Here is a 15,244-nt window from a genome sequence, read left to right as displayed (position 1 = left end):
CGCTCAAAGTAGCGCTTGTACTCACGACTGAACTGCGACGTACTTTGATACCCGACCCGATGCGCCACCTGCGCCACGCCCAATCCCTCGCCCAGCAATAACTGCTGGGCCCTGAGCAAACGCAATCGCTTCAAATACTGCACTGGCGACAACAACGTGCTGCGTTTGAAATGCTCATGAAAGGTCGACGCACTCATGTTCGCGCAACTGGCCAGGGTTTCGACGTTCAGCGGCTCGGTGTAATGCGCATGCAGATGGCTGAGCGATGCCGCGATCCGGGCGAATTGACCCTGTTGCTCGACCAGCGCCCGCAGCACATCGGCTTGCGGCCCGCGCAAGGCGACGAACAACAACTCGCGCAATCGCGCCTGCCCCATAACCTGGCATTCCAGCGGATCGTGCAGGCAACGCAGCAGCCGTTCAACACAACCACGCATCGCATCGTCGAGCACCGCCGAGGTCATGGACTCTGGCGTTTGCGCCGCAATACTACGCCCCGGCGCCAGCCCCATGGCCAAGACCAACTCACCGAGCAACACCCGGTCAATGGCGATGGAAACGCCCAGCATAGGGCCATCGGGTGCTGAAAACGTCTCGCATTCGAACGGCACCGGCAATGCCTGAATCAAATAATGCCCGGCGCCGTACTCCAGCGTACGCGGCCCCAGATACGCCAGTTTGCTGCCCTGCGCGATGATGACCAGACTCGGCTCGTAAATCTGCGGGCCGCGAGCCACATCACAACTGGCCCGCAAAACCTGCACACCCGGCAACGCCGTGGGAGCGAAACCGTCGCGATTAGTCAAAGGCTGAATCAGCGAAACCAGCGTGGCATTGGCATCCAGATGACGGGTCAACAACATGAGAGTTCTTCACAAAAAAGTCGCGGAAATAGGGATGAAAGCATCATCGCAGGTCTGATGGCCAATGCGACCCATTGAAGGCTGATGCCGGAGGATTAGGCATGACACCCGGAGGAATCGCCATGGCCGGTGGCCGGTACGGAGCCCAGAATGCGCCACCTCACCCGTCACAGCTTTTGCGAGGTTCATCATGTACACCGCCATCGGATACGCCGCCCAGTCGGCCACCACTCCCCTCGCCCCCGTGAAATTCGAACGCCGCAGCCCTCGGGCCGACGACGTTGCGATCGATATTCTCTACTGCGGCGTCTGCCATTCCGACATCCATCAGGCACGCAACGAGTGGGGCATTGCCGTTTACCCACTGATGCCCGGCCACGAGATCGTAGGCAAAGTTACCGCCATCGGTGCGAATGTCACCAAGCACAAAGTCGGCGATCTGGTTGGCGTCGGGTGCATGGTTGATTCGTGCCGCAGCTGCGAAGCCTGCCAATCGAACTTCGAGCAATACTGCCTCGAAGGTCCGACCATGACTTACGCAACCCCGGACCGCGTCGATGGCAGCAACACCATGGGCGGCTATTCCGACAGCATCGTGGTCAGCGAACACTTCGTGGTGCGCATCCCCGAGAAACTCGACCCGGCCAGCGCCGCGCCGATCCTGTGTGCCGGCATCACCACCTATTCGCCGCTCAAGCACTACGGCGTGAAGGCGGGCGACAAGGTCGGGATTCTCGGCATGGGCGGCCTCGGCCACATGGGCATCAAGTTCGCCAAGGCAATGGGCGCTGAAGTCACGCTGTTCACCCGCTCGGCGAGCAAGGCTGAAGAAGGTCGTCGCCAAGGTGCGGACCACGTGATCGTGTCCACCGATGCCGAACAGATGAAGGCCGCCGCAGGACATTTCGACTTCCTGCTGGACACCATTCCGGTGCAGCACGACCTCAACCCCTACCTCGATACGCTGCGTTTCGACGGCGTGCACATTCTGGTGGGCCTGATCGAACCGATCGATCCACCGGTCCACGCCGCCAAACTGGTATTGGGCCGTCGTGTGCTGGCCGGCTCGCTGATCGGCGGCATCGCCGAAACCCAGGAAGTGCTGGATTTCTGTGCCGAGCACAACATCACCTGCGACATCGAAATGCTCGACATCCGCCAGATCAACGAGGCTTACGCCCGCATGATTGCCGGTGATGTGAAGTACCGTTTCGTGATCGACATGGCAACGCTGAAGGTCTAAACCTTCGCGCCAAGTTCTGCCGAGAGCCGAGCCGTGACCCCTTTGATCAGGGGAATCAGCTCGGCCATTTTCTCCAGCGGCATATATGGCACGGTGCTGGCGATGCTGATGCCGGCAACGATGCGCTTGCTGGCATCACGGATCGGCGCCGCCACACAGCGGATCGACGGTTCGTTATCTTCCAGATCGAACGCATAACCGCCTGCCACATACTCGACCATGCGCTGCTGAAACTGCTCCCAGGACTGCTCCGGGTGCTGCGGCCAGAACTGATTTTTCCCACCCGCCGGCAAGCTGACTTCGTACAGCCGCTGCCATTCTTCCTGCGTGTCATCGAGCATCAGCGCCTTGCCGATCCCGGTGCGCGCCAACGGCATCCGATGACCAACCCGCGAACGCATTTCCGGGCCATTGCGCCCCGGATTCTTGTGCAGGTACAGCACCTCGTCGCCTTCACGAATCGCCAGGTGAATGGTGTCGCCGGTCAACGCCGACAACTCATCCAGATACGGCCCGGCCAATGTGACCAGCGGCAATTCTTCACGCGCCTGGAAGCCCAGCTCGATCAACTTCGGCCCCAACAGATAACCGACTTGCGGCACCACACGCAGATAACGCTCGTCCACCAGGCAACTGGCCAGACGATGGGTGGTGCTGCGTGTCGTGCCGATCAACCGGGCGATTTCCTTGAGATCGCGGGCGCCACTGGCCACCGCCTGAACCACACCCAGACCACGAAGCAATGTCTGGGTGCCGGTCGGTGCGGCGTCCTTGGCGATTTTTGGGGCGTCTTCCTGCATATCCAGCCTTTACCGTTGAGCGAGTGAACGGGCGGCATTATGGTCGCCCGCATGCCGCAACTACAACTTGATACGCTCGACTTTGCCGACCAGCAAGATGTAGGAAAGCGCGCCAATCAACGCCAGAACCGAGATATAGGTGATCGCGGGAGCGAACGAATCACCGGTAGCGAGGAAACCGATGACGATCGGCGTGGTAATCGCCGACAGGTTGCCGATGAAGTTGAACACCCCACCGGTCAACCCGAGCAATCGCGCCGGGGCCAACGTTGAAACCAGCGACCAGGTGATCGAAGCCAGCCCGTTACCGAAGAATGCCAACGCGAGGAAGGCAATCACCAGCGGTGTCGACTCGACGAAGTTGGCGCCGATGATCGAGGTGGAAATCAGCAGACCGCCAATGATCGGCAACTTGCGGGCGAAACCCACGGTGTAGCCGCGACGGATCAGCCAGTCGGAGAAGAACCCGGAACAGAGCACACCGACGAAGGCGGCGAGAAAAGGCAGCGACGCCAGCAGGCCGGACTTGATGAAGTCCATGCCGCGATACTTCACCAGGTAGGTCGGGAACCACGTCAGAAAAAACCACAACGTCGAGTTGAGGCAGAACTGGCCGAGATAAATGCCCCACAACTTGCGCTTGGTTAGCACGATGCCGAGGTCGATCCAGCTGAATTTGGCTTTGACTTTGGCTTGTTCAGCCTGGATATCCACCAGCCCGCCACCTTCGCGGATCAGGTCGATTTCGGCGTCATTGGCACCTTTGAAATCCCGTGGCTCGCGGTACACCGCGTACCAGATCACCGCCCAGAGAATGCCCACCGCACCGGTGCTGACAAACACCATGTGCCAGCCATATTGATGTTGCAGCCAGGCCAATACCGGTGTCAGGAACGCCAGACCGACGAATTGCCCGGAGGTATAGAAACCAATGGCCGTGGCGCGTTCGCGCTCGGGGAACCAGGTGGTGACCACACGGCTGTTGATCGGGTACGCCGGCGCTTCCAGTGCACCGACCGCCATGCGCAATACGAACAGTGCGATGAAGCTGGCGGCGAAGCCGAGCATCACCGTAGCGATCGACCATAGCAGCAATGCGACGCTATAAAGAATCCGCGGCGGCACCCGATCCACCAGCCAGCCGCCGGGGATTTGCATGGCGGCATAGGTCCAGCCGAATGCCGAGAAAATCAGCCCGACGTGGATCGGGTCGATGCCCAGTTCGCTGGTCAGCGCCGGGGCGGCGATGGACAGGTTGCTGCGGTCCAGGTAGTTGATCACCACGGTGATGAACAGCAGGACCATGATGAAAAAACGCTTGCGGCTGGGCGTCACCAACGACGCCTGCCCGGTGAGGGTTTGCGGTTGCATGGGGAGTGCCTCTTCTTATGTTTATTGAGGTCGATGTAAAGACTTGCACTGCACCCTGTGGGAGCGGGCTTGCTCGCAAATGCGGTGTATCAGCCACCATTTAAGTCGACTGACACACCGCTTTCGCGAGCAAGCCCGCTCCCACAGGGGGAATGTGTGGAGTCAGGGGGAACTCACCACTCAGCAAAGCTGCCATCGGCATGGCGCCAGATCGGGTTGCGCCAGCGGTGACCGACCGCCGCGCGTTCGATGACGTATTCCTCGTTGATCTCGATCCCCAGGCCCGGGCCATTCGGGATTTTCACGAAGCCTTTGTCGTAGTCGAACACCCGCGGATCCTTGACGTAATCCAGCAGGTCATTGCTCTCGTTGTAATGAATGCCCAGGCTCTGCTCCTGGATGAACGCGTTGTAGCAAACCGCATCCAGTTGCAGACACGCCGCCAGTGCAATCGGGCCCAACGGGCAATGCAGCGCCAGCGCCACGTCGTAGGCTTCGGCCATGTTGGCGATCTTGCGTGTTTCGGTGATGCCGCCGGCGTGAGACGCGTCCGGCTGGATGATGTCGACATAACCTTCGCTGAGCACACGCTTGAAATCCCAGCGCGAGAACAGCCGCTCACCGAGGGCAATCGGGGTGCTGGTCAGCGGCGCCAATTCTTTCAGCGCTTCGTAGTTTTCGCTGAGCACCGGTTCTTCGATGAACATCAGTTTGTACGGGTCGAGTTCCTTCATGAGGACCTTGGCCATGGGCTTGTGCACCCGGCCATGGAAGTCCACGCCAATGCCGACGTTCGGCCCCACCGCATCGCGCACGGCGGCGACGTTGGCCAGGGCCAGGTCGACTTTTTCGAAGGAATCGAGGAATTGCAGCTCTTCGGTGCCGTTCATTTTCACCGCAGTGAAACCACGCTCGACGGCTTCCTTTGCAGCGCGAGCGGTGTCCGCCGGGCGGTCGCCGCCGATCCACGAATAGACGCGAATCTTGTCCCGCACCTGACCGCCCAGCAGATCGCTGACCGACACACCCAAGGCCTTGCCCTTGATGTCCCACAACGCCTGATCGATGCCGGCCAGCGCGCTCATGTGGATCGCGCCGCCCCGGTAGAAGCCACCGCGGTAAAGCACGGTCCAGATGTCTTCGATGTTGCGTGGGTCTTTGCCGATCAGGTAGTCAGACAATTCTTCAACGGCGGCGGCGACAGTGTGAGCGCGGCCTTCGACCACGGGTTCGCCCCAGCCGGTCACGCCCTCGTCGGTTTCGACCTTGAGGAAGCACCAGCGCGGCGGAACGATGAAGGTGGTCAGTTTGGTGATTTTCATCTTTTGCTCTCTTTTTATAAGTGCAGCTCTTATAGATGCAGCGCGCTCGGCGCCAAAAAGTCTTAACGCAGAGCGTTCCATGCAGCGACATACGCCTTGGCGTTTACGGCCACTTCCTCTGGCGTCATGCCCGGTTTGAACAAGCCGGAACCGAGGCCGAAACCTTTGACGCCCGCGTCGATAAACACCTGCATGTTGTCCGGCGTGATCCCGCCGACCGGCGCCAGAATCGTTCCCGCAGGCAGCACCGCGAGCCAGGCTTTGACGACTGCCGGGCCCATCTGCTCAGCTGGGAACATCTTCAGTACGTCCGCCCCTTCGGCCAATGCGGCGAAGGCTTCAGTCGGCGTCGCCACACCCGGCGACAGGAACAGCCCCGCCGCTTTCGCTGCGCGCAACACCTTGGCATCGCTGTGAGGCATGACGATCACTTGCCCCCCCGCTGCTTTCACTTGCTCGACCTGTTCCGGCGTCAACACCGTGCCCGCGCCGATCAGGCAATCAGCGGGCAAGGTACTGCGCAGGATGCGGATACTTTCGTACGGCTCAGGGGAATTGAGCGGCACTTCGATGACGCGAAATCCGGCGGCGTAAAGGACTTCGCCGATGGCTGCCGCTTCTTGCGGGCGCAGGCCACGCAAAATCGCGATCAGACCGTTTTGCGCCAATGCTTGCTTGAGCATGTCAGACCTCCAGTCAGGTTTAACGGGATGGGTTGGGTGTGATCAGTCCGGCGGCAACCGCCAACTGCCACAAGCCGCGCTCGGTGGCCTGTTCGGCCAGGGTCACCCGGGCAAAACCGCAGGCGTCGAGCGCCCGGCTGTAGCGGGCACAGAGTTGGGAATTACCGATGAGGATGATCGAAGGCAGATGAACGCTGTTGCGTCGGCGTCGCTGAACACTCGCCAACGCTGACAGTTCATGGCCGATCAACAAGCCGGACAAGTAATCCGGTTGGGCGGTGGCGCTGAGTTCGCCGGTCAAACCGAGGCTGCGGGCACTGAACAATGTCGACAACGGTCCGATCTCGCCATCCGTCGACAGGGCCACCTGCACACCACGATCAAAGGCTTGGCCATCGAAGGACGCGCCCTTTTGCTGGGTGCGTCCCAGAATGCTGTGTTCGCTAAGCACGGCGAAGACTTCGCCGGTCATGAAGGTATCGAAATGCACGATGCAGCCGTCGGCCACTTCCACCCACTTCGAATGACTGCCCGGCAGGCCGATCAACAGATCACCACCCGCCTCGTCCGGCAGATTTTGCAGGACACCTAGCACTTGGGTTTCTTCGCCACGCATCACGTTTGGCAGGCGCGAACGCTGAATCACGCCCGGCACGATGTGCACATCGACACCGCGAAGACTGTGAACCGTTTGTAGGGAGATTCCGAGATTGGCGACGTTCGCCGGCGTATCGCGGTAAGCCGCTTCACGCCAACCTTGTGCGCTGCCGACCATGCCGCACGCAATCACCGGCAAATCGGGCTGCGCGTCAAGCCAGTCACCGCAGGCCTCATCGAAGGCCAGTTCAAAACCGTCGGTACATTCCTGACCCGCAATCATTCGCGGCGTCCTGGGCAGCTGCATGATCCCCGACGACAGCGAACGCTGTTCGAGCACCAGGCCACCTGCGGCGAGTTTGTAAGCACGTAATGAGGTTGTCCCCCAATCGAGCGCGATCAATTGCGCCAGCATCGCTTCACCTGTTTTGTTTATTGGCAGTGAGTGAGCTGGACTATAAACCCGGACGCATAAAAATCTCAATATATAAATATTGATCCCATATATTGAGACATGATCAAAAAAAGATCGCAGCCTTCGGCAGCTCCTACGGATAGGTGTAGAAGCTGCCGAAGGCTGCGATCTTCAATAGACGCCGGTTGCGATCTAGCCCTCGGCAAACTCCCGCAACACCGCCCCATCCATCCGATACCGCACCCACTCTTCCTGCGGCTGAGCACCCAACGACTTGTAGAACTCGATCGCCGGTTTGTTCCAGTCCAGCACACTCCACTCAAATCGGCCGCAATCATTGGCGCAGGCGATTTTCGCCAGGTGACGCAACAAGGTTTTACCCGCGCCGCCGCCACGCTGACCGAGGGTGATGTAGAGGTCTTCGAGGTACAGGCAGTTGCTGCCGAGCCACGTGGAATAGCTGAAGAAAAACACGGCAAAGCCGATTGGCGAGCCATCGCGCAGGCAGATCAGCCCGTGGGCGGTGGCGCCTTCGCTGAACAGGCTGCGCTCGATGTCGGCGACGCTGGCGATGACTTCGTGGCCGGCACGTTCGTAGTCGGCCAGTTCGGTGATGAACCCGAGGATTTGCGGTGCATCGCTCGGGGTCGCCGGGCGGATCTCGATCGTCATGGACGTGCCTTCGTCAAAAGTTGAAAACGCCATACTAAGTCGGCGAGCGACGCTCGTCACACTGGAAATTCAAAGCTGATCCATGGAGCATGTGTAGCTGCTACAGGGCTATGTCGCTGCAAAAGACGTTTTCACTTAACAGGATGTTTATGAACACTGATGCTTTCGCACCACTGCAACTCCTCGCTACGCAACTGCTGCCCCACGCGCTGGAACCCTCAGAGGACGGCGCCCATGATCTGTCGCACTTGCAGCGGGTCTGGCACAACGTGCGTACGCTTCATGCTGAAGAAGGTGGCGATCTTGAGGTGCTGCTCGCAGCGGTGCTTTTGCACGATTGCGTGGCGGTAGAGAAGAACTCGCCGCTGCGTTCTCAGGCCTCGCGGCTGGCCGCCGAGAAGGCATCGAAATTGTTGGCGGACATGGCCTGGCCAGACGTAAAAGTCAGCACGGTTGCCCATGCCATCGAAGCACACAGTTTTTCCGCCAACATCGCGCCAACCACGCTCGAAGCGAAAATCATGCAGGACGCCGACCGCCTCGACTCCCTTGGCATGCTCGGCGTGGCGCGCACCTTTTACATCGCCGGACGTATGGGCAGCGCGTTGTACGACCCAGAGGATCCCGAGGCGAAGGACCGGGAGTACGATGACAAACGTTTTTGCCTCGACCATTTCCAGACCAAACTGCTGCACCTGGCGGATAGATTCCAGACGACCACCGGCCAGCGTCTGGCGCAGACTCGCCACGAACGGTTGAAGGGGTTCATGGAGTTGTTCAAGGAAGAAATTGGCGCCTGCTGAAGGCTTTACTCCGGCCAGCGCTAACCCTGAAATCGATAACCTCAGACCTAACATCGACGCCGTGCGTGATAGATAGTTGAAGCTCTCTTCTATCGGGTCAAGGAACCGCGTCATGCCTAGCGCAACCCCCCAAGTCTCAAGCAGGTTGTTCGGCCTGTTTTGCCTGGCCAGCTACTTGCTGTCGCTGTCCTATGGCTCGACCTTTTTGCTGTCGTTGTTGATCGGTTCCCGCGGCGGCAACGAGCACGATGCCGGCAGCGTGATTTCGGCGGCGATGCTCAGCACCTTTGCCGCCGTTATTGTTTCCGGGCACTTGTCCGACCTGCTCGGTGCTGCCCGCTCGATTGCGCTGTTCGGCATTCTGCTGGTGGCCGCCAGCCTGGGCTTCGCCTTGGCGCCAGGCTTCGGCAATCTGCTGTTGTTTTTCGGACTCTTGCTGGGGCTGGGTTGGGGCGTGTTCTATACCCTCGGCCCGATCATCGTGGCCAGCCTGGTAACGCCTGCCCAACGCGCTAAATACTTTGCGCTGCTGTCGGGCAGCATGATGACCGGGATCGGCAGCGGTCCCTTGTTAGGCCGCGCTGCCAGTGCCCTCGGGTATCCGATCACCGCGGCGTTTTACCTCGCGGCGCTGGCCAGCCTGATCGGTGTGTTGCTGTTCTGGCGGTTGGATTCGCAACTGAGAAAAGCGCCCGCCCACGCGGCAGCGGTGTCACGAATTTCCTGGCGTGCAGCGGCGCAAGTGCTGTCGTCCAGAGCGGTGTTCCCGATCATCATGGTCGGTCTCGGCGGCTGCGTTTTCGGCGGTCTGTCGAGTTTTCAAACCAGCTACGCGGCGGCGCGTTCACTCGACTATTCACTGTTCTTCCTAGGCTTCATGAGCGCAGCGATCAGCAGCCGAATGCTGATCGCCGGTTTCGTGGTCAAGCGCGACCCGTTCTGGGCGTCCTGCCTGCTGTCGGGCTTGATGATGGGCTCGATCCTGATGTTCGGGTTTGTCGTCGACGACGGGTTCAGCTACGTGCTGGCGGCGGTGATGCTCGGGGTCGGTTACGGGCTGACCTATTCGGTGATCAATGGCCTGGCGGCCAACGAGGCGCCGAACGGCACCACCGCGCAATCCTTGCTGCTGTTCAGCCTGTCCTACTTTATCGGCGTGTTTGGTTTTCCGTTGCTGGCCGGGAAAATCATCGTGGAACAGGGGATGGCGACGCTGTTGCTCACGGTGTTGGCGGTTGCTGTATTGAATTGGCTGATCAGCGTCGGCCGGCTGGTCTGGCGTCGAGCCGTTACCAGCAAAGCGTTGCAGCAGGCCTAGACCGTTCGTCGTTCATCAGGCACCAATCCAAATCGGGGGCGGACCAATATCAGATAAGGACTCTAATTAAATGGACCTATCCACATCCATGAAGAGGTAACCATGAACGCCGATAAAAACCTTGAGAAAGAAGTCCTGACCCGTCTGCTGCATGCCCATCCAAGCGGCTTGGGCAAAGAGGTCCTGGACAATTACCGGGGGGAGAGAGACGTGGCCAGCACCCTCGCCACGCTGCAGGATCGTGGATTGATCCAGCATGGTCATGTGATCTGCAACGAGGCCGGTGAGCACTCGTTGAACTTGCCGATCAAACTCAGTGCCGCAGGGGTGGAGGCGGCGCGCAAGCTGGACGTTTAATAACGGATGTAGGAGCTGGCGAAGCCTGCGATCTTTTGATCTTCAAGCATTCAAAGCAAAAGATCGCAGCCTGCGGCAGCTCCTACGGGCAGCAGGAGAAATCCCATGCCTCGTGGAAGCAAAGACAAATACACCGCCGAGCAGAAACGCAAGGCCGAGCACATCGAAGAGAGCTACGAGCACAAGGGTGTCTCGAAAGAGGAAGCTGAGGCCCGGGCCTGGGCGACCGTCAACAAGCAGTCGGGTGGCGGTGAACGCAAAGGTGGTTCGGGACGCAGGAAACCGGCGAGTGCCAAGGCCGAAGATCGCAAGGAATCATCGCGCAGAGCGGTGGCCAGCCGTGAAGGTCATTCGCGAAACAGCGAGGCTTCGCGCGAAACCCAGACCGTCGACAGTTTGATGAAAGAAGCCCGGGCGAAGAAGATTCCGGGACGGTCGGGCATGCGCAAGCAGGAGTTGATCGAGGCGTTGCGCAAGGCCGGGTAAGGCCCTTTCATGTGTTGAGTTTGAAGGCCCCTTCGCGAGCAAGCCCGCTCCCACACTTGATCGAGTTATCTGAATAAACGCGATCAAATGTGTGGGCTTGCTCGCGAAGACGGCCGATCAGGCGTCGAAAGTCTTACGAATTAACGCGTCAACCTCAGCAGTCCCCGGCGAAGTCGCCGGCCCCCATCTAGTCACCGCCAACGCCGCAGCCGCATTAGCCCGCCGCGCCGCGTCAACCGGGACCAACCCTTGCGCCAACCCGGCTACAAACACCCCGGCATGCGCGTCCCCCGCGCCGTTGCTGTCCACCGCCTCAACCTTGAAACCCGGCACATGCTGGCGGTTTCCACGCAGGCTGATCCAGCACCCTTGCGGGCCGTCACGAACCACCATCAACACGTCGGCCGGCAGATGATCGGCCAACCGGTTCAACGCCTCGGCAATGTCCGGCGCACCGGTAAATTTCAACGCCTCGACACTGTTGCTGGTCCACAGATCGATGCGCGTCAGCAAGGCTTGCATCCACGGCTCATCCGGCGAATCCACCAGCGGGCCCGGATCGAACACCACGTTGATCCCTCTTGGCAAATCCAGCACCCAATTCACCAGCGCCTGTGCTTTGCCTCCATGCAGCAGGCTGTAGCCGCTGACGTAGACATAGTCTCCCGCCTCGGCCGGCACGCTGGCCAAATCCTCGGCCGTCAGCTCACCTTCGGCACCGATATAGGAAATGAAACTGCGCTCGGCCGAGGCTTCGGTTAACGCGACGCACAATCCCGTATCCCGTTCGGCGCGGTGAGCGATGCCGATCCGAATGCCTTCAGCCTTCATCGCCTCACGGGCAAGATCACCGAAACGCCCGGTGCCGTGGCGCCCGAGGTAAACCACCGGCAAACCATTGCGCTGGGCGGCAGCCATCACATTGAAGCCGCCGCCAGCCTCGAAACTGGCGGATTGCGCCAGCACGTCGCCGCCCGAATGCGGCAGTTTATCCACGGCCATGACCAGGTCGATCATGACCTGGCCGGTGTGCAGCAATCTAGGCATGAGCGTTCTCGGTCAACGCGGCGCGGCGATCCTTGGCGCCACCCAGTACAAAATAAATGCCGCCGGCCACCAGGAACGTCACGATCCAGCCGAGGCCGTTATGGCCCAGCCAGGAGTCGGACAGGAAACCGCGGAACCAGACGGTTTGTTCGGTCGTGCCGATGGTGGTGAAACTGAAGCCCAGCACGATCGCCAGCGCCCACGCACCAAAAGCGCGCCACTCGATACCGCCGCTGTACCAGTAAGCGCTGCTCGGGCTGACGTCCAGCAGGTCTTTGGGGCTGTAGTAATGACGGTGAATCAGGTCGACGACAAAGATTCCGACCCACGCGGTGATCGGCACCGCCAGCAGCGAAATGAAGGTAATGAACGGGCCGTAGAAACTGTCGGCGATCAGCATGAAATAGATCGAACCGGCGAAGATCGCGACGATGTCCACCACCACCGCGTAGACGCGTTTGACCTTCAAACCGAGGGTCAGCGTGGTCAAACCGGCGGAGTACACCGACAGGTTGTTCGACAGCAGCAACCCGCCGAACGCGGTGATCAGGTACGGCACGGCCATCCAGGTCGGCAGCATGTCGCGGATCGCGATGATCGGGTCGGTGGCTGAGGCCAGGTCATTGTTGCCCACTGACAGCAGGCCGCCGAGGGTGATCAGCAGCACCAACGGAATCCCCGCACCAAACGCCGCCGACGCCACCAGGCGTGCGGCTTTGACGCTGCGGTGCTGGTAACGCGACATGTCCGCACCGGCGTTGGCCCAACCGATCCCGGTGCCGGCAGCCATGGTGCCGACGCCGATGATCATTGCGCTCAGCGGTGCAGGCGTGGCGTTGAACACTGCGCTCCAGTCGATGGTGGCGCAGAGGAAACCGCCGACCAGAATGTTCAGCGCGCCGAACACGTAGGTTGCCCACTTCTGGATGACCAGCAAGGTGGCGTGACCGAGACCCGACACCGACAGGGTCAGCAGTACGAAAATCGCAATGAAGATCAACGTCAGCACGGGTGCGCTTTTGGCTTCCACCGGCGAGCCGAACAGGATCGAGCACAGCGACAACAACACGAATGCGGCGGTGGTGGTGTTGACGGTTTCCCAGCCCAGACGCGACATCAGCGAGACCAGGGTCGGGCCGATGTTGCCGCGTACGCCGAAGATCGCTCGCGACAACGTCAGGCTCGGGGCGCGGCCACGGCGACCGGCAATGGAGATGATCCCGACCACTGCGAAGGAGCCGGCAGCACCCAGGATCGCGACGATGATCGCCTGCCAGATCGCCAAGCCGCGAAAGGCTACAAGGGTCGCACCCAGCGGCAAGCCGAGGATGGAGATGTTGGCCGCGAACCAGACCCAGAACAGTTGCAGCGGATGACCGTTGCACTCCGCTTCCGGCACGGGCTCGATGCCTCGGGTTTCCAGTTGCCCGGCGCTTGGCCCGGCGTTTGATGAACTCATGAAAAATGCTCCTGTTGCCATTGTTGTGGTTGTCGGCAATTTAGATATCGGAAGGCCTGGGGAACCCCTGTAGGAGCTGCCGAAGGCTGCGATCTTTTGATCTTGATTTTCAGCGGCTAAAAGGCCACCAAGATCAAAAGATCGCAGCCTTCGGCAGCTCCTACACAGGGGTAATGCGTACCTCAGCGGAGGGTGAGGAGTCCTTTCACAAGGGGTTCCAGATCCAGATCGTTAACGGTTTTGACCTGTTCGATCATCGCCGCCGGCCAACTCTCAAGGCCGAGACAGGCCCCGAGCATGGCGCCGAGAATCGCCGCGATGGTGTCAGTGTCGCCGCCAAGGCTCGCGGCCATGCACAGCGCTTCGAACGCGTTCATTTCACCAATGGCCACTTGCTGGGCCAGGGCAAACGAGACCACCACCGATTCCTGCGAAGCCACCGAAGTGCCGATCACGTCGTACATCAAATCCGCCAGCAACGCCTTGTCGCTGTCGACACTGATGGTCCGCGCCCAGCTGATGCGCGAGGCGATGCGTCCGCCAGCCACCCAGTAACCGTGGCTTTCAGCTTGCTGAGCGATTTGCTGGCCGAGGTTCAACGCCGCGCCCAGGTCCATGCCGTTGATACCGGCCGAGACCACCGCGGCCACCGCCGCCGCGCTGGAAATGCCCAGCGTGGTGTTGTGGGTGACCTGGCAAGCCTGCACGACAGCGTTGATGAAACGCTCAGGGTTGGCGACATCCGCCGCGATCCCGACCGGAGTGATGCGCATCGCCGCGCCATTGGTGGTGCCGTAGCGCCCCGCTTCTTCCGGCGAGTGGCCGGCGAGGATCATCTCGATGGCACGTTTGGTCGAAGGGCCGAGCAAGTCTTGCGAACCCTTGGCCTGCATTGCGGCTTCCCATTCGATCAGCCGTTGGGCAAGCAGCGACGGTTCGATCCGGCCCTCGCCTTCAACCAGCAATTGGCCGACCAGAATCGCCTGTTCGGTGTCATCGGTGATCGAGCCTTTGAGCATGTTGGCGGCGATCGGTTGATCGGGGCCTGCGTCTTCCAGGTCAGTGATTTCGCCGAAGCGCACCTTGATCTCGGCACGGCTCAAGGATTGGGTCGGCATGCCCAGTGCATCGCCCAGGGCCAATCCGTAGAACGCGCCGAGGGCACGGTTGAGCGCGGTCACTTTGACTCTCCAAACTGCAGGTGCAGGCGAAAATGCACCGGATCGAGCAAGCTTTCGACCTGCTCCATGAAGCGGTTTTTCCGGTCATAGGTGGTGCGCAAAGCCTTGAGGAACACCGTGCCGACCGGACGACCGAGCAGTTCGGCGTCTTCTGCGTTCAGGGGTTCAGCGCCGATCCATTGATCGCCGCGTTCGCCGATATAGCCGTAAGCGGCCAGGGTAATGGTCAGGGAGTTGTCGATAAGGCCGACCCGCGGCAGGCTTTCCAGGCCTCCGGTGGCGGGCATCAATGAGCGTTCAAGGGAGACCAGCTTGCCTTCGTTGGAACGGCGGCGACGGTCGAGGGTGATGAATTGGTCGGTGCCGAAACGCGGCAACAGGTCAGGACGGGTGACCGCCTCCAACCGCAGCACTTCGGTGTTGATCAGCGCCCCGCTGTCGGCCAGGGCCTGGGCCCAGCCGCTGCGCTGATCGAGCACCACACCGTCGAAGGTGACGATGGAACCCACCCCGCTTTGCGTCGCGATGTAATTGCGCCGTTTCAACTCAGCCAGGGCTTCGCGCAGCGTGCCGCGGCTGACTTTGAATTCTTGAGCCAATTGATGCTCGCCCGGCAGCAGAAAGCCG

At 60.5% G+C, this 15,244-nt stretch carries 16 protein-coding genes; 5 read left to right on the top strand and 11 right to left on the bottom strand.

All coding sequences use genetic code 11. The features are described 5' to 3' along the window. Positions 1-863: AraC family transcriptional regulator (locus E3W21_RS08720; protein WP_134419203.1), on the bottom strand; the 863-nt coding region annotated here is incomplete at its 3' end. Between the two features lie 190 nt (positions 864-1,053). On the opposite strand from E3W21_RS08720, the gene E3W21_RS08715 reads away from it, so the two are divergent. Further along, complete coding sequence (locus tag E3W21_RS08715) at positions 1,054-2,106, top strand: NAD(P)-dependent alcohol dehydrogenase (RefSeq protein ID WP_134419104.1); 1,053 nt, start codon at positions 1,054-1,056, stop codon at positions 2,104-2,106. On the opposite strand, the gene E3W21_RS08710 is transcribed toward E3W21_RS08715, so the two are convergent. From E3W21_RS08710 to E3W21_RS08680, 6 genes are all read right to left on the bottom strand, one after another. Beyond that, positions 2,103-2,906 carry an IclR family transcriptional regulator gene (locus E3W21_RS08710; RefSeq protein ID WP_008152270.1) on the bottom strand — a complete coding sequence of 268 codons (804 nt, stop codon included), beginning with the start codon at positions 2,904-2,906 and terminating at the stop codon, positions 2,103-2,105. The genes E3W21_RS08715 and E3W21_RS08710 overlap by 4 nt on opposite strands. Positions 2,907-2,966: 60 nt before the next feature. Beyond that, positions 2,967-4,277 carry an MFS transporter gene (locus E3W21_RS08705; protein ID WP_056745425.1) on the bottom strand — a complete coding sequence of 437 codons (1,311 nt, stop codon included), beginning with the start codon at positions 4,275-4,277 and terminating at the stop codon, positions 2,967-2,969. A gap of 173 nt (positions 4,278-4,450) precedes the next feature. Beyond that, positions 4,451-5,599, bottom strand: a complete 1,149-nt coding sequence (gene dgoD, locus E3W21_RS08695) for a galactonate dehydratase (RefSeq protein ID WP_008152275.1) — start codon at positions 5,597-5,599, stop codon at positions 4,451-4,453. Positions 5,600-5,661: 62 nt separating this feature from the next. Further along, a complete protein-coding gene (locus E3W21_RS08690; protein ID WP_095132093.1) occupies positions 5,662-6,282 on the bottom strand; it encodes a 2-dehydro-3-deoxy-6-phosphogalactonate aldolase in 621 nt (206 codons plus the stop codon). Between the two features lie 19 nt (positions 6,283-6,301). Continuing rightward, on the bottom strand, positions 6,302-7,294 hold the full coding sequence (locus tag E3W21_RS08685) for a 2-dehydro-3-deoxygalactonokinase (RefSeq protein ID WP_134419102.1): 993 nt from the start codon (positions 7,292-7,294) through the stop codon (positions 6,302-6,304). A 192-nt stretch (positions 7,295-7,486) separates the two neighbouring features. After that, a complete protein-coding gene (locus E3W21_RS08680; RefSeq protein WP_134419101.1) occupies positions 7,487-7,966 on the bottom strand; it encodes a GNAT family N-acetyltransferase in 480 nt (159 codons plus the stop codon). Between the two features lie 149 nt (positions 7,967-8,115). On the opposite strand from E3W21_RS08680, the gene E3W21_RS08675 reads away from it, so the two are divergent. The 4 genes from E3W21_RS08675 (at position 8,116) to E3W21_RS08660 (ending at position 10,930) form a co-directional block, all read left to right on the top strand. After that, entirely contained in the window at positions 8,116-8,769 is a 654-nt protein-coding gene (locus E3W21_RS08675) for an HD domain-containing protein (protein WP_134419100.1), read from the top strand. Positions 8,770-8,881: 112 nt separating this feature from the next. Further along, entirely contained in the window at positions 8,882-10,087 is a 1,206-nt protein-coding gene (locus tag E3W21_RS08670) for an MFS transporter (protein ID WP_134419099.1), read from the top strand. Between the two features lie 102 nt (positions 10,088-10,189). Then, entirely contained in the window at positions 10,190-10,444 is a 255-nt protein-coding gene (locus E3W21_RS08665; RefSeq protein WP_129437414.1) for a hypothetical protein, read from the top strand. 105 nt (positions 10,445-10,549) lie between these two features. Beyond that, positions 10,550-10,930 carry a Rho termination factor N-terminal domain-containing protein gene (locus E3W21_RS08660; RefSeq protein ID WP_134419098.1) on the top strand — a complete coding sequence of 127 codons (381 nt, stop codon included), beginning with the start codon at positions 10,550-10,552 and terminating at the stop codon, positions 10,928-10,930. Between the two features lie 117 nt (positions 10,931-11,047). Here the strand turns inward: E3W21_RS08660 and E3W21_RS08655 are convergent, their stop codons facing one another. From E3W21_RS08655 to E3W21_RS08640, 4 genes are all read right to left on the bottom strand, one after another. Then, positions 11,048-11,977, bottom strand: a complete 930-nt coding sequence (locus tag E3W21_RS08655; RefSeq protein ID WP_134419097.1) for a PfkB family carbohydrate kinase — start codon at positions 11,975-11,977, stop codon at positions 11,048-11,050. Further along, entirely contained in the window at positions 11,970-13,436 is a 1,467-nt protein-coding gene (locus tag E3W21_RS08650; RefSeq protein WP_134419096.1) for a cytosine permease, read from the bottom strand. The genes E3W21_RS08655 and E3W21_RS08650 overlap by 8 nt, the downstream gene beginning before the upstream one ends. A gap of 182 nt (positions 13,437-13,618) precedes the next feature. Next, a complete protein-coding gene (locus E3W21_RS08645; RefSeq protein WP_134419095.1) occupies positions 13,619-14,617 on the bottom strand; it encodes an ADP-ribosylglycohydrolase family protein in 999 nt (332 codons plus the stop codon). Further along, a partial coding sequence (locus E3W21_RS08640) for a GntR family transcriptional regulator (protein ID WP_256661536.1) occupies positions 14,614-15,244 on the bottom strand: 631 nt, incomplete at its 5' end. The genes E3W21_RS08640 and E3W21_RS08645, both read right to left, overlap by 4 nt.

It is taken from the genome of Pseudomonas sp. F01002 (genome assembly GCF_004402115.1).
Classification (GTDB): Bacteria; Pseudomonadota; Gammaproteobacteria; order Pseudomonadales; family Pseudomonadaceae; genus Aquipseudomonas; species Aquipseudomonas frigoris.
This window is presented reverse-complemented; position numbering and strand designations above follow the sequence as displayed.